This window comes from Streptomyces sp. NPDC007205, from assembly GCF_040634095.1.
Lineage (GTDB): Bacteria > Actinomycetota > Actinomycetes > Streptomycetales > Streptomycetaceae > Streptomyces.
Map to the genome: position 1 here is coordinate 18372 of NZ_JBEYEW010000011.1, position 13553 is coordinate 31924.

The 13553-nt window shown below is 71.5% G+C and carries 14 protein-coding genes; 5 read left to right on the forward strand and 9 right to left on the reverse strand.

The genetic code is table 11. The annotated features are described in order from the left end of the window. Window positions 1-61: 61 nt before the first annotated feature. Both ABZ624_RS19720 and ABZ624_RS19725 read left to right on the forward strand, forming a co-directional pair. Window positions 62-1147, forward strand: coding sequence for a right-handed parallel beta-helix repeat-containing protein (locus ABZ624_RS19720; RefSeq protein ID WP_360090110.1), 1086 nt, complete (start codon window positions 62-64; stop codon window positions 1145-1147). A 62-nt stretch (window positions 1148-1209) separates the two neighbouring features. Next, window positions 1210-2274: a methyltransferase gene (locus ABZ624_RS19725; RefSeq protein ID WP_360090113.1), complete on the forward strand. Its 1065-nt coding sequence runs from the start codon at window positions 1210-1212 to the stop codon at window positions 2272-2274. Between the two features lie 76 nt (window positions 2275-2350). Here the strand turns inward: ABZ624_RS19725 and ABZ624_RS19730 are convergent, their stop codons facing one another. From ABZ624_RS19730 to ABZ624_RS19760, 7 genes are read right to left on the reverse strand one after another with little or no spacing between them, the layout of a single operon-like run. Further along, complete coding sequence (locus ABZ624_RS19730) at window positions 2351-2683, reverse strand: TcmI family type II polyketide cyclase (RefSeq protein WP_351244744.1); 333 nt, start codon at window positions 2681-2683, stop codon at window positions 2351-2353. Window positions 2684-2702: 19 nt separating this feature from the next. Then, a complete protein-coding gene (locus tag ABZ624_RS19735; protein WP_360090116.1) occupies window positions 2703-3182 on the reverse strand; it encodes an SRPBCC family protein in 480 nt (159 codons plus the stop codon). Window position 3183: 1 nt separating this feature from the next. Further along, window positions 3184-3438 carry an acyl carrier protein gene (locus ABZ624_RS19740; protein WP_351244748.1) on the reverse strand — a complete coding sequence of 85 codons (255 nt, stop codon included), beginning with the start codon at window positions 3436-3438 and terminating at the stop codon, window positions 3184-3186. A gap of 22 nt (window positions 3439-3460) precedes the next feature. Beyond that, window positions 3461-4705 carry a ketosynthase chain-length factor gene (locus tag ABZ624_RS19745; protein WP_360090119.1) on the reverse strand — a complete coding sequence of 415 codons (1245 nt, stop codon included), beginning with the start codon at window positions 4703-4705 and terminating at the stop codon, window positions 3461-3463. A 7-nt stretch (window positions 4706-4712) separates the two neighbouring features. Beyond that, on the reverse strand, window positions 4713-5972 hold the full coding sequence (locus ABZ624_RS19750; protein ID WP_360090122.1) for a beta-ketoacyl-[acyl-carrier-protein] synthase family protein: 1260 nt from the start codon (window positions 5970-5972) through the stop codon (window positions 4713-4715). Next, window positions 5969-6397: a cupin domain-containing protein gene (locus tag ABZ624_RS19755; protein WP_360090125.1), complete on the reverse strand. Its 429-nt coding sequence runs from the start codon at window positions 6395-6397 to the stop codon at window positions 5969-5971. The genes ABZ624_RS19750 and ABZ624_RS19755 overlap by 4 nt, the downstream gene beginning before the upstream one ends. Before the next feature lie 33 nt (window positions 6398-6430). Then, window positions 6431-7501 (reverse strand): SchA/CurD-like domain-containing protein, encoded by a 1071-nt coding sequence (locus tag ABZ624_RS19760; protein ID WP_360090128.1) that lies wholly within the window; start codon window positions 7499-7501, stop codon window positions 6431-6433. 206 nt (window positions 7502-7707) lie between these two features. Between ABZ624_RS19760 and ABZ624_RS19765 the strand changes: the two genes are divergently transcribed. Next, window positions 7708-9351: an FAD-dependent monooxygenase gene (locus ABZ624_RS19765; protein WP_360090131.1), complete on the forward strand. Its 1644-nt coding sequence runs from the start codon at window positions 7708-7710 to the stop codon at window positions 9349-9351. Window positions 9352-9382: 31 nt separating this feature from the next. On the opposite strand, the gene ABZ624_RS19770 is transcribed toward ABZ624_RS19765, so the two are convergent. Further along, window positions 9383-10411 carry a helix-turn-helix domain-containing protein gene (locus ABZ624_RS19770; RefSeq protein ID WP_360090134.1) on the reverse strand — a complete coding sequence of 343 codons (1029 nt, stop codon included), beginning with the start codon at window positions 10409-10411 and terminating at the stop codon, window positions 9383-9385. A gap of 138 nt (window positions 10412-10549) precedes the next feature. On the opposite strand from ABZ624_RS19770, the gene ABZ624_RS19775 reads away from it, so the two are divergent. Next, window positions 10550-11380, forward strand: coding sequence for a dienelactone hydrolase family protein (locus tag ABZ624_RS19775; protein WP_360090137.1), 831 nt, complete (start codon window positions 10550-10552; stop codon window positions 11378-11380). A gap of 31 nt (window positions 11381-11411) precedes the next feature. On the opposite strand, the gene ABZ624_RS19780 is transcribed toward ABZ624_RS19775, so the two are convergent. Next, window positions 11412-11882: an RDD family protein gene (locus ABZ624_RS19780; RefSeq protein WP_360090140.1), complete on the reverse strand. Its 471-nt coding sequence runs from the start codon at window positions 11880-11882 to the stop codon at window positions 11412-11414. 209 nt (window positions 11883-12091) lie between these two features. On the opposite strand from ABZ624_RS19780, the gene glnA reads away from it, so the two are divergent. Then, window positions 12092-13501, forward strand: a complete 1410-nt coding sequence (gene glnA, locus ABZ624_RS19785) for a type I glutamate--ammonia ligase (protein WP_360090143.1) — start codon at window positions 12092-12094, stop codon at window positions 13499-13501. Window positions 13502-13553 lie beyond the last annotated feature (52 nt).

Sequence of the window (13553 nt, forward strand, 5' to 3'; positions counted from 1 at the left end):
ACACGCCGCCGAACGGAGCATCCTGCCGGTAATCGGCTCATGCGCTTCTAGCCTTCCGAATGTGACAAAACGCCATATCTCGTACGTTGCCTGCAGTACCGCAGTCCTCGGCGCGCTCCTCGGTGCCGCCCCGGCGTCGGCCGCCCGCCAGGTGCACGTGGTGCATCCGGGTGAGTCGATCCAGAAGGCGGTGGACGCCGCGCGGTCCGGGGACACGGTGCTCGTGCAGGCCGGCACGTACCACGAGAGCGTCGAGGTGACCACGTCCGGGATCACGCTGCGCGGCGTGGGCCCGGACACCGTACTCGAACCGGCCGCCGCCAAGGCCAAGACCAGGAGCAGCGCGAAGGACAAGAAGAGCTGCGCGGGGCAGGGCAACGGCATCTGTGTGGTCGGAGCCAAGAACCAGCCCGTCCGGGACGTCACCGTCGCCGACCTGACCGTGACCGGTTTCGCCAAGATCGGTGTCGTCGCGGTGGGCGCGGACCGCCTGACCGTGCGCGGAGTGACGGCCGACAGGAACGGCCAGTGGGGCATCGCGGAGGAGCGCTCCACCCGCAGCGTCTACCGGCACGACACCGCCCGGTCGAACGGTGACGCGGGGCTGTTCCTCGCCAACACCATCACGGCCGAGCAGGGCGCCGCCGACACCGGGGGCACCGTCCTCGACCAGAACCAGCTGGAGGACAACCGGATCGGCATCACCGTCCGCCGGCTGCGCAACCTCACCGTCAAGCACAACTACCTCACCGGCAACTGCGCAGGCGTCTTCGTCGTCGGCGACGAGAACAAGCCCAAGGCGGGCGCCCTGACGGTCAGCCTGAACCTCATCGAGCGGAACAACAAGTACTGCGCGGCGACCGCACGGCTGCCCTTCCTGCAGGGCTCCGGCATCATCCTGACCGGCGCCGAGGACACCGTGGTGACGCACAACCTGGTCAGCGACAACTCCGGCGCGTCCCCGCTGTCGGGCGGGGTCGTCCTGTTCAAGAGCTTCGTGGGCGCCACCAGCGAGCGCAACCGGATCTCGGACAACTGGCTGGGCGGCAACGGCCCGGCGGACCTCGTCAACCAGGAAGCCACCAAGAGCAGCAACGTCTTCCAGCGCAACCTCTGCGGGGCCTCCAAGCCCGCGGGTCTGTGCTGACCGGACGGCCGTACCCCCATCCAGGCGCCGTATCCCACCCAGGCAAGGAAGGAAGGCGGCACATGACCGCACCATCCCCCGAGCTCTCGGCTCCCCCCGCGCAGGGGGCACCCCCGTCCCCGCCGCCGTCGATGCGGCTGCGAGAGCTCGTGTTCGGGGCGGCGTGTGCCGCCGCCGTCCGCGCGGCCGCCCGGCTCGGGGTCGCCGACGCACTCGGGGACGCCCCCATGGCCGTGGAGGACCTCGCGGCCGCGGTGAAGGCCGAGCCGAAGCCGCTGCGCCGGCTGCTGCGCGCCCTGTCCTGCTACGGCGTCTTCGCCGAGCACCCGGACGGGACGTTCGGCCACACCGAGATGTCCCGGCTGCTGCGCGAGGACGACCCGCACAGCCTGCGGGACATCTCGCTGTGGTGCACCGAGCCCTGGACGTGGGACGCCTGGCCGAAGCTGGACGAGGCGGTGCGCACCGGGAAGAACGTCGTCGAGGGCCTGTACGGCAAGGAGTTCTTCGGCTACCTGAACGAGGACGCCCCGGAGTCGGCCGATGTCTTCAACCGGGCGATGACCACGTCCAGCGAGCAGTCGGCGCGCGATGTCGCCGCGCTGCTGGACCTGTCCGGCAGCAGGTCGGTGGCGGACCTGGGCGGCGGGCAGGGGCACGTGGTGGCCAGCCTGCTGGACAAGTACCCGGCGATGCGGGGCTGGCTGCTGGACCTGCCGCGGGTGGTGGAGAACGCCCTGCCCCGGCTGCGCCCGGGCGGCGATCTCGCGGAGCGGGCGCGGATCGTGCCGGGTGACATCCGTGAGTCGGTCCCGGTCGAGGCCGACGCCTACATCATCAAGAACATCCTGGAGTGGGACGACGAGTCCACGGCCAGGCTGCTGCGCAACGTCGTCGAGGCGGGCGGCCCCGGTGCGCGGGTCGTGGTCATCGAGAACCTCGTCGACGACACCCCGTCGATGCGCTTCAGCACCGCGATGGACCTGCTGCTGCTCCTGAACGTCGGCGGGGCCAAGCACACCACCAAGAGCATGGTCGGGCGGCTGGAGGCGGCGGGCCTGACCGTCGGGGACATCCGGCCGGTCAACCCCTATCTGCACGCGTTCGACTGCACGGTCCCCGTGTGAGCTGTGCTTTCCCGCAGAACACCGGTGCCGGGCCCGCGTCGGACGCGGGCCCGGCACCGGTGTTCCGGAGAGGGGATCAGGCGCCGGCGTCACGCTCCCAGAGGTAGAAGCGCTGTGCCATCGCGTCCTTCGGGGACCGCCAGGTCTCCGGGTCGTACGCGCTGACGTACGCCGAAAGCCGCTCGCTGACCTCCTTGAACTCGGGGTGCGAGGTGACCTTGGCAATGGCCGGTCCCGGTTCGCGCTCGGACTCGATGAGGTGCATGTACACATCGCCGAACTGGAAGAGGCTGCGCCGGACGACTCCGACGAGGTGCGGCAGCTCTCCGCGGTCGGACTCCGCGAACACCTTGGCGATGTCGGGGGCGGAACCGGGGGCCATACGGGCGACGATCAGGGCCTGGTGCACGGTCGTGTCCTCCGTCCGGCTAGTCGGCCAGGGCCGGGGCGGGCCGGTGACCGGCGGCCGCCTTCTCGATCTTGTCGCGGATCAGGGCCAGCTGGACCTTGGAGTTCTTGTTGATGTTGTCGGTCATCCAGGCGTCGTCGACGGGGGCGTCCGGCTTCATCGCGAAGTCCTGGGTCCACACCATCCGGGTGCCGGCCGGTACCTCCTCGTACCGCCAGTGGATGTTCATGTGGGCGAAGGGCCCGGTCTCGACGCGGCGGGCCGTGACGGTGAGGCTGTCGCGGTCCGGCTCGCGCTCGGAGACCCAGCTCCAGACGGTGCCGTTGGCGTCCGGGTGCATGGTCAGCCGGAACGTCGTCTTGGCGCCCTCTTTCTTGAGGACCTCGACCGAGGCGTACTCGCTGAACAGCTGGGGCCAGCGCTCCAGGTCGTTGGTCATGTCCCAGACCAGGTCCAGCGGGGCGGCGATGGTGATCTCGTTCTGGGTGTGTCCTGCCATCTCAGGCTCCTGCCATCAGGGTGCTGTTGACGAGGTTGAGGAACTGCTGGGGCGTCTTGCAGCGCTCCGCGTCGACCGGCATCGGGGTGCCGTGTGCGTTCTCCAGCTCGCCGACGATGCCGAGCAGGCCCAGCGAGTCGACGCCGAGGACGTCGAAGCCGGTGTCGGGCTTCTCCTGGAGCTGCTGGGGGCTGACGGTGACCCCGGCGGCCTTCTTCATCAGCGCGGCGAGTTCTTCCACGGTGATCTGGGACATGTGCTTTCCTCCTTTGCTGTGCTCACTGCGCGGCGCCGTGCCGCAGCACCAGCGCAGAGTTCGACCCCATGAGTCCGCGGCTGAGCACCAGCGCCGTACGCAGTTCGGCGGGCCGGGCGCGGCCGGTCACGAGGTCGAGGTCGTGGCAGACGTCGAAGACGTTCGGCGTCGGCGGGATCAGGCCGTGCTGCAGGGCGAGCACGGCCGCCGCGGTGTCGAGCACGGGGGCGGCGCAGTATCCCCGGCCGGTTCCGGTCTTCGGTGCCGTGACCGGCACCCGGGTGCCGTGCTCGCCGAGGGCGTCGGCGATCGCCAGTGCCTCGGCGCGGTCCGCGTCCGGCACGCCGAGGGCGTCGGCGAAGACGACGTCGACCTCCTCGGGGGCGCAGCCGGCCTCCTGCAGGGCGTGCCGGATCGCGTGGGCGAGGCCGTCGCGGGACTCAGTCCAGCGGGAGGCGCCGGTGAAGGTGGCCCCGTGTCCGGCGACGAGGGCCCGGACGTCGGCGCCGCGGTCGCGCGCCGTGCCGGCCGCCTCGATCACGAGCATCGCGCCGCCCTCGGCCGGCACGAACCCGCAGGCCGCCTCCGTGAACGGGCGGTAGGCGCGGGCCGGGTCGGTCTCGCGGCTGAGTTCCTCGTAGCCGAGCTGGCAGACCATCGAGTACGGCGCGAGGGGGGCCTCGGTGGAGCCGGCCACGATCGCGTCGGTGCCGCGCCGCACCGCTCGTGCGGCGTGGGCGAGGGCGTCGAGACCGCCGGCCTCGTCGGAGGCGACGACCGAGCAGGGCCCCTTGAAGCCGCGGCGGATGGAGACCTGGCCGGTGCTGGCGGCGTAGAACCAGGCGATGGACTGGTACGGCCCGACGAACCGGCTGCCCTTGCCCCACAGTTGCTGGAGTTCGCGCTGGCCGAACTCGCCGCCGCCGGACCCGGCGGCGGTGACCACGCCGATGGAGTAGGGCGCGTCGGGTGTGTCGGCCTGGCCGAGCCGGGCGTCGTCGAGCGCGAAGTCGGCGGCGGCCATGGCGTAGTGCGTGAACCGGTCAGTCTGGACGAGGAAGCGCTCCTCGATCGTGGCCGCCGGGTCGAAGGCGCGGACCTCGCCGGCCACCTTGAGGGGAAGGTGCTCACAGCCCTCGCGGGTGACCCGGTCGAGGACGCTGACGCCCTCCTGGGTGGCCTTCCAGAAGGTGTCGGTGCTGGTGCCGTTGGGCGCGACCACCCCGATACCGGTGACGGCCGCCTGCCGGTCCTGCGGTTCGCTCATCGTGTCCTCACTCCCTCGGCCGGGTCAGGATCACCGCGGACTGGAAGCCACCGAACCCGCTGCCCACGGACAGCACGCTGGTCAGCCGGCGTTCGCGGGCGACCCGGGGGACGTAGTCCAGGTCGCACTCGGGGTCGGGGATCTCGTAGTTGGCGGTCGGGGGTACGACCTGCTTGGCGAGGGCCAGCACGCAGGCGACCAGTTCTATGGCGCCGATCGCCCCGAGGGAGTGCCCCACCATGGACTTGATGGAGCTCATCGGGGTGTCGTAGGCGTGGTGGCCGAGCGCCCGTTTCACGGCCGCCGTCTCGTGGCGGTCGTTCTGCCGGGTGCCGGAGCCGTGGGCGTTGACGTAGTCGATCGCCGTCGGGTCCAGCCGGGCCTGGTCGAGGGCGGTCTTGATGGCCCGCGCCATCTCCAGGCCCTCCTTGGTCAGGCCGGTCATGTGGTAGGCGTTGCCGAAGGTGGCGTAGCCGCCGAACTCGCAGTAGACGCGGGCGCCGCGGGCCCGGGCGTGTTCCAGTTCCTCCAGGACGAGCACCGCGCCGCCCTCGCCCATGACGAAGCCGTCACGGTTGTTGTCGAAGGGCCGGGAGGCGTGCGCGGGGTCGTCGTTGTTCGGGGAGGTGGCCTTGATGGCGTCGAAGCAGGCCATGGTGATCGGGGAGATCGGCGAGTCCGCGGCCCCCGCGATGCATATGTCGGCCCGGCCTTCCTGGACGGTGTGGAAGGCGTATCCGACGGCGTCGAGTCCGGAGGTGCAGCCGGTGGACACCGTCTGCACCGGACCATGGGCGCCGAAACGTTCCGCCAGCGCGGAGGCCGCGGTGCTCGGCGAGAACGCCCGGTGCAGCTGCGGCTCCGCCTTGTGAGGGTCCACGTCCCAGCGTTGCCCCCGGCTGCTCACCAGGACGTAGTCGTGCTCCAGACGGGTGGTGCCGCCGACGGCGGTACCGAGGGAGACCCCGACCCGCCACGGGTCCTCCCGGCCGATGTCGAGACCGGAGTCCCGTACCGCCTCGTCCCCGGCGACCAGGGCGAACTGTATGTACCGGTCGGCCCGTTCCACCTGCTCGGTGTCCAGACCGTGCGCCGCCGGCTCGAAGTCGCACTCGGCCGCTATCCGCGACCGCAGTCCGGCCGGGTCGAAGAACGTGATGCCGCGCGTCGCGGTACGGCCTTCGGCGAGCAGATCCCAGAACGCCGGCACGCCGATCCCGCCCGGGGCCACGATGCCTATACCGGTCACCGCCACGCGCCGGGTCATGAGCGGGCCTGCCCCGCCTCGGCGGCGACGGCCACCGGCTCCGTCTCCTCCGTGTCGACATGGCCGAGGCTCGGACGCGGGGCCAGCGGACCCAGGTGGAAGACGATCCGCGCCTCCACGTTGCCGACGTTGCGGAAACGGTGGCGCATGTTGATGGGGATCATCAGCCCCTGCTCGGGCCGCAGCGGGTGCGGCTCGCCGTCCAGGTCCACCTCCAGCTCGCCGCAGACGACGTACACGAACTCCTCGGAGTAAGGGTGGTAGTGCTCAGCGATGCGGTCACCCGGCTGCACGAGGGCCACGCCCATGAAACCGCTGGTCGAGCCCACCGTGGCCGGGGTGAGCATGGCGCGCAGATCGCCGCCGCGCCGGGTGTTGGGCTCGACCTCGCTGAGGTCCACGATCTTCGGAAGGGGTTTGATCACGACAGTCCTCCGTGGGTGTGGTGCCTGTGGGTCTCAGGCGTCCGGCGAGCGCCGGTCGGTGACGAGCTGCATCCGGACGACCTCGCCGTCCAGCAGCGCGGTCAGCGGAGCCGCCGGGGCGACGTCCACGGCCACGCCGGCACGGTGGTCGACCAGCCGTACGACGACGTCGTCCCGCTGGAAGATCGTGCTGCGCAACACCGGGCTGCGCGGGTCCTCCGCCGCCGCCTCGTCCCCCCGCGAGAGCAGCTGGGCCAGCTCCATCCCGCGGCCCGGCCGGGCCGGGTAGTACAGCGCGAGCCGCTCGCCCTCGACCAGCTCGTCCGCGGTGACGTGGTGTACGGCCGGCAGCGCGGCCCGGGTGAAGAACACCCGCGCCGACTCCTGGTCGTTGAGGTCCCGCTCCTGCTCCAGATAGGGGTTGATGGCCTCCTCGACCGCCCGGACCTCGGGCTGCCGGGCGACGTGCCGCAGCGCCGCGAGCAGGTCGCCGCGCACCTCGATGGCCCGTACGACCCGGTTGCCGTGCATGAACAGGGAGGTGCGGCACAGCCGTGTGGTCTCGTCGACCCGTGCCTCGGGTGAGGCGTAGTCCGCGAGGATCCTCGCGACCTCGGCCTCGCTGCCCGGCTTCACCGTGAAGGTGAGCGCGTGCCGGATCACTCCGTCGCCGATCCTCGGGGAGGCCTGGAGCCGGCGCTGCGCGGCGGGGGCGGCCGCCGCCTCGGCACCCGTCTCGCGCACGATGTGGAAGCGCAGCGACCGGGTGTCCCGGACGCAGCTGTGCAGCGGCTCCACCATGCGGACGTGCTCCTCGCTGTTCACCCAGGCGAGGAACGGCGGGGCACTCTCCCACTCACTGGTGATGAGCCATTGGGACGGGTTCTCGATCGACTGGCACAACTGGTCGCTGACATGGCCGGGCACCGACGCGACCTGGTTGCACAGTTGCTCGTAGGCCTCCAGGAACTGCTGCTGGGCGCCGTCGTGTACGTCCACCAGCAGGACGACCCGGAGGCGGGAGCCGTCGAAGACGGATTGCGAGACCCGCTTCGACACCTGCCGCGCCAACTGTTCCGAAACCTTTTCCGACGTGGTGGTCATACTGCGCACATCTCCTTCGGGGGAGCAGAGGGGCAACGCCGCCCGTGACGCGACGTCAGCGTTCCTTGATCCTGTTCCTGTCCTCCGGAGTGCGCGACTTGTGTGAACCAGGAGGGTGATTGAGCACGCGGAGCGCTTCCAAGAGGGCATGGAAACTCCTAGGGCCCTAGGTGCCCACACGCCCGCCCCTGCCCCTGGAGTCGTCGATGCAGCACAAAGCCGATCACCACGTGCCCGTCCTTGTCGTGGGCGGCTCGCTGGTGGGCCTGTCCCTGTCCCTGTTCCTGGGCCGTCTCGGCGTACGGCACATGCTCGTCGAGCGGCACTCCGGGACCTCGATCCACCCGCGCGGCCGCGGCAACAACGTGCGCACGATGGAACTGTTCCGGGTGGCCGGCATCGAGCCGGACATCAGGACGGCGGCGTCCCTCCTCGCGGACAACCACGGCATCCTGCAGACCCCGACGCTGGCCGGGGACGCGGGCGAATGGCTGTTCCGGGAGATCGACCCCGGCGGGGGGCTGGCCCGGTTCAGCCCCACCAGCTGGTGCCTGTGCAGCCAGAACGACCTGGAACCGGTGCTGCTGGACGGGGCCCGCGCCCTCGGCGGCGACCTGAGGTACTTCCACGAGCTGGAGTCCTTCGCCCAGGATCCCGCAGGAGTGACGGCCTACGTCCGGGACCGTGACAGCGACGACCTGTACACCGTCCGCGCGGACTACCTGGTCGCGGCCGACGGCCCGCGCAGCCCCGTCCGGGGCCGGCTCGGCATCGGGCAGAGCGGCCCCGGCGACCTCTTCGCGAACGTCAGCGTCACCTTCCGCTCCAAACTCCTCGCCGACGTGGTCGCAGACCGCCGCTTCATCTGCTGCTACCTCACCGATCCCGAGGCCGACGGCGCCCTGCTGCCCGTCGACAACCGGGAACGCTGGGTCTTCCACGCCCCCTGGCACCCCGAGCACGGCGAGACGCTGGAGGAGTTCACCGAGGAGCGGCTCACCCGGCACATCCGCCGGGCCGTCGGCGTCCCCGACCTCGACGTCGAGATCACCGGCAAGGCGTCCTGGCGCGCCGCCGAACGCGTCGCCGAACGCTACCGGCACGACCGGGTCCTGCTCGCCGGCGACTCCGCCCACGAGATGTCCCCGACCGGCGCGTTCGGCTCCAACACCGGCATCCAGGACGCCCATAACCTGGCCTGGAAGCTGGCCGCCGTCCTCGACGGCTGGGCCGGGCCCGGACTCCTGGACACCTACGACACCGAGCGCAGGCCCGTCGCCCTCGCCACCAGCGCCCGGGCCTCCGCCCGCTCCGTGGAACACAGCCACCCCGGCTTCGCCCCCGCGCCCGGCATCGGCGGCGGCAAGCGCGGCGGCATCCTCAACGTGGTCCTCGGCTACCGCTACCCGCAGGGCGCCGTCGTGGGCGCCGACCCGGACCAGCCGGTCGTCCCGGACGGGCTGCGGCTGACCGGGGAACCGGGCAGCCGGGCCCCCCACCTGTGGCTGCGCCGCACGGGCGAGCGGCTGTCCACGCTCGATCTGTACGAGCGGTCACTGGTGCTGCTCAGTGACGCGTCGACGCCCGCGGGAGCTGCCTGGCAGGCCGCCGCGCGTCGCATCGCCGGCACGGAGGCGGTACGACTGGACGCGTACCGGATCGGTACGGGCGCGGCGGCCGATCTGCGGTACGACGCGGAGGGCGACGACTGGGCGGGGGCGCACGGCACGACGGCGGACGGGGCGGTGCTGGTGCGGCCGGACGGGTTCGTGGCGTGGCGGTCGGTGGACGCGGCGGCGGATCCCGAGGCCGAGCTGCGGGAGGTGGTGGGGGCGGTGCTGCACAGCTGAGCCGGGGCGCGGCCGGGCGGGGTGGGATCGCTCACTGTGCGCGGGCCGTGCGGCGGAAGGCGGCCCGGTAGGCGCTCGGGCAGTGGCCGGTGTGGCGGGCGAAGAGGGCGGCGAAGGTGCCGGGGTCCTGGTAGCCGACGGCCGCGGCGACGGCGGCGACGGTGCGGTCGGTGGTCTCCAGGAGATGCCGGGCGCGGCGGACCCGGGAGGCCTGCAGATGGGCCAGCGGGCTGCGTCCGGTCTCTTCGGCGAAGCGGCGCAGCAGCGTGCGGGTGCTGACCCGGAAGGCATCCGCGAGCGCGGCGAGGTCGTACCGCTCGGCGAGGTTCTGGTCGAGGTGCCGCATGACCCGCTGGGAGAACTCCCGGCCGGGCTGCGGGAGGAGCCGCGGGTCGACGTACGGGGTCTGGGAGGTCCGCGCGTCGTCGACGAGCGCCAGCCGTGCGGTGGTGCGGGCCACCCGGGCGCCGTCGTGCCGGCGGATCAGGTCCAGCGCGAAGTCGTACATGGCGCTGAAGGCGGCCGTGGTCGTCACCCCCGTGTCAGTGACGACCAGGTGCTCGGGCCGCACGTCGGCGTCCGGGCAGCGCCTGGCCAGTTCGCCGGCGTGCAGCCAGGAGGTGGTGGCCCGGCGCCGGTCGAGGAGCCCGGCCTCGCCGAGCAGGAACGCGCCGACGCACAGGGAGACGACGGCGGTGCCGGCGGCGGCCTGCGCGCGGATCGCCGCGATCTCGGGGGCGAGCCGGGCGAGGCGCGCGTCGAGGTCCGTGTCCGGGCGCAGTTCGAAGCCGGGGACCACGAGGACGTCGGCCTCGCGCAGGGGACGCACGTCCAGGCTCGCGCCGCCCGACGCGGTGACCCGGCGGCGGGGCGAGACGACCGACGCCCGGTAGCCGGGCGCGTCCGGTCCGGCGACATGCCCGGCCATCGTCAACAGGTCGGGGACGCCGAACACTTCGGACGCGAAGCAGTCCGGGTACGCCAGGACCCCGACCCGCAGCGCCGCCGGCCCGGCGCCCGGACCCGCGCCGTCCTCCGCCTGCCGCGCCGCCTGCGCCATCGCTCCCGTACCCCCTGGTGTCCCGGCCCCGGGCGCCGGCCGCGTACCGCTCGCCGCCCTCGCGTGTGGCGAGATTACCCCTGGCCCTGGCGATCCTGCCCCTCACCCGGCGGCCGGCCCCGGGGCCAGGCTGGCCCCATGAGCGACGACGATCCGATCACCGACTTCACCCGCCGGAGCGTGGCCGTGGAGGGGGTGGAGAAGACGGTGTACGTGGCCGGGGCCGGGCCCGCGGTCGTGGTGCTGCCCGAGATGCCGGGCATCAGTCCCGACGTCCTGCGGCTCGCGCGCTGGGTGCGGGACGCGGGCTTCACCGTCCATGTGCCCTCCCTGTTCGGGAGGGACGGTGCCTTCCCCACGGTCGAGGGCGGCCGGGAGGTCGTCCGCCGTGCCTGTGTCAGCGCGGAGTTCCGCGCCTTCGCCGGGGGCGGCACCAGCCCGGTGACGGTCTGGCTGCGCGGCCTGGCGCGCCGGGCCCACGCCGCGTGCGGTGGGCCGGGGGTGGGCGCGATCGGCCTGTGCTTCACCGGCAACTTCGCCCTCACCATGGCCCTGGAGCCGGCGGTGATCGCCCCGGTGGTCAACCACCCGTCGCTGCCGCTCGACGACCCCGGCGGGCTCGAACTCGACGCGGTGGACGCGCGCGCGGTGCGCGACCGGCTCGACCGCGACGGGCTCAGCGTCCTCGCCTACCGCTTCGAGGGCGACCGCTGGTGCACGGGGCAGCGTTTCGCCGCCTACCGCGCGCTGCTCGGCGACGCCTTCGACGGGCGCGTCCTCCCGGACAGCGCCGCCAACCCGGCCCCGCCGCCCTTCTTCGCCGACCTGGTCGGCACGCCGCACAGCGTCGTCACCGCCCATCTCGTCGACGAGGCCGGCCACCCCACGGTCCGGGCCCGCGACGAGATCCTCGCCTTCCTCACCGGCCGCCTGCACCCGCACGGGACCCGGCCGCTGCCCGCGGCCTGACCGGGCCTCGGTCCTCCGGACGCCGCGCAGCTCAGATCCGTACCTCTACGGTCTTCGCGAGCCGGTCGTGCAGCCCGCGCCCGTCCCGGTCCCAGATCAGCGCCGGAATCGCGAGGCACAGCAGGATGGTGCGCAGTACGGCCCGCAGTGGGTTGACCGTGCCCGTCTCCAGGGCCACCACCCGGACGCCGAAGAGCCGCTTACCCGGAGTGAAGCCGATCGTGCCGACGGTCAGCACGCTCATCACCAGGAAGACACCGAGCGCCCAGTTACTCGTGGCAGGAACCTTGTAGCCGTCCGTGATCAGGCCGTATGCGATCAGGACACTCAGCCCCCAGTCCACGGCGAGCGCGCCGAGGCGCCGGCCGGGCCGGGCGATCGAGTTCGGCCCCTCCTCGGGCAGACCGAGCTGCTCGCCCCGGTGGCCGAAGTCGGCACCGGCCTCTTCCATGGCCGCGCGGGGCCCGGAGAGCCACGATCCGAGTGCTTGCCTGTTGTCCACCCGACCACGGTACTGTGCCCGAAATGACCGGGGTACGGCGGGGTGTCCCGGGGCTAGGGTGGAACCGTGGCCGGTTAACTTCTGTGAAACAAACGGGTCACGCCCGAGAAATCACCCGTCCCTAGGGTCGAGACCAGCGTGTGCCACCGCACTGGCCGCACGAACGATCTACCACCCCGGCGAGGACGGTCGGGAGTAGGAGGAGCTGGATGTTCCAGAACGCCGACGAGGCCAAGAAGTTCATCGCGGACGAGGACGTCAAGTTCATCGACGTCCGCTTCTGCGACCTGCCGGGCGTCATGCAGCACTTCACGGTGCCCGTTGAGGCGTTCGACCCGGACGAGGAGCTGGCCTTCGACGGATCGTCGATCCGTGGTTTCCAGGCCATTCACGAGTCCGACATGGCTCTGCGTGCCGACCTGTCCACCGCCCGTGTCGACGCGTTCCGCCGGGACAAGACCCTCAACATCAACTTCTTCATCCACGACCCGATCACGGGCGAGCAGTACTCCCGTGACCCGCGCAACGTGGCGAAGAAGGCCGAGGCCTACCTCGCCTCGACCGGTATCGCGGACACCGCGTACTTCGGTCCCGAGGCCGAGTTCTACGTCTTCGACTCCGTGCGCTTCGCGACCAGCGCGAACGAGTCCTTCTACCACATCGACTCCGAGGCGGGCGCCTGGAACACCGGTGCGGTGGAGAACAACCGCGGTTACAAGGTCCGCTACAAGGGCGGCTACTTCCCGGTCGCGCCGGTCGACCACTTCGCCGACCTGCGCGCCGAGATCTCCCTGGAGCTGGAGAAGTCCGGCCTGAAGGTCGAGCGCCAGCACCACGAGGTGGGCACCGCCGGCCAGGCCGAGATCAACTACAAGTTCAACACCCTGCTGGCCGCAGCCGACGACCTGCAGCTGTTCAAGTACATCGTGAAGAACGTGGCCTGGCGCAACGGCAAGACCGCGACCTTCATGCCGAAGCCGATCTTCGGTGACAACGGCTCGGGCATGCACGTGCACCAGTCGCTGTGGAGCAACGGCGACCCGCTGTTCTACGACGAGGCCGGTTACGCGGGCCTGTCGGACACCGCCCGCTACTACATCGGCGGCATCCTCAGGCACGCCCCGTCGCTGCTGGCCTTCACCAACCCGACGGTGAACTCGTACCACCGTCTGGTGCCGGGCTTCGAGGCGCCGATCAACCTGGTGTACTCGCAGCGTAACCGCTCCGCCGCGATGCGTATCCCGATCACCGGTTCGAACCCGAAGGCCAAGCGCGTCGAGTTCCGCGCCCCGGACTCCTCCGGCAACCCGTACCTGGCCTTCTCGGCCCTGCTGCTGGCGGGTCTGGACGGCATCAAGAACAAGATCGAGCCGGCCGAGCCGATCGACAAGGACCTGTACGAGCTGGCTCCCGAGGAGCACGCGAACGTCGCCCAGGTCCCGACCTCGCTCCCGGCTGTCCTCGACTCGCTTGAGGCCGACCACGAGTTCCTCCTCCAGGGCGACGTGTTCACGCCGGACCTGATCGAGACGTGGATCGACTTCAAGCGCACCAACGAGATCGCGCCGCTGCAGCTGCGTCCGCACCCGCACGAGTTCGAGCTGTACTTCGACGTGTGATCGGGCCGCCCCGCGCGGTACTGAGGGCCGTCACCCGGAATCGCTCCGGGTG

Bases quoted from the DNA above. Each gene is read 5' to 3' on its own strand.
- ABZ624_RS19760 (WP_360090128.1), bottom strand. From the start codon at position 7,501: ATGACCACCACGTCGGAAAAGGTTTCGGAACAGTTGGCGCGGCAGGTG.
- ABZ624_RS19775 (WP_360090137.1), top strand. From the start codon at position 10,550: ATGAGCGACGACGATCCGATCACCGACTTCACCCGCCGGAGCGTGGCC.
- ABZ624_RS19735 (WP_360090116.1), bottom strand. From the start codon at position 3,182: ATGGCAGGACACACCCAGAACGAGATCACCATCGCCGCCCCGCTGGAC.
- glnA (WP_360090143.1), top strand. From the start codon at position 12,092: ATGTTCCAGAACGCCGACGAGGCCAAGAAGTTCATCGCGGACGAGGAC.
- ABZ624_RS19725 (WP_360090113.1), top strand. From the start codon at position 1,210: ATGACCGCACCATCCCCCGAGCTCTCGGCTCCCCCCGCGCAGGGGGCA.
- ABZ624_RS19745 (WP_360090119.1), bottom strand. From the start codon at position 4,705: ATGAGCGAACCGCAGGACCGGCAGGCGGCCGTCACCGGTATCGGGGTG.
- ABZ624_RS19770 (WP_360090134.1), bottom strand. From the start codon at position 10,411: ATGGCGCAGGCGGCGCGGCAGGCGGAGGACGGCGCGGGTCCGGGCGCC.
- ABZ624_RS19740 (WP_351244748.1), bottom strand. From the start codon at position 3,438: ATGTCCCAGATCACCGTGGAAGAACTCGCCGCGCTGATGAAGAAGGCC.
- ABZ624_RS19765 (WP_360090131.1), top strand. From the start codon at position 7,708: ATGCAGCACAAAGCCGATCACCACGTGCCCGTCCTTGTCGTGGGCGGC.
- ABZ624_RS19750 (WP_360090122.1), bottom strand. From the start codon at position 5,972: ATGACCCGGCGCGTGGCGGTGACCGGTATAGGCATCGTGGCCCCGGGC.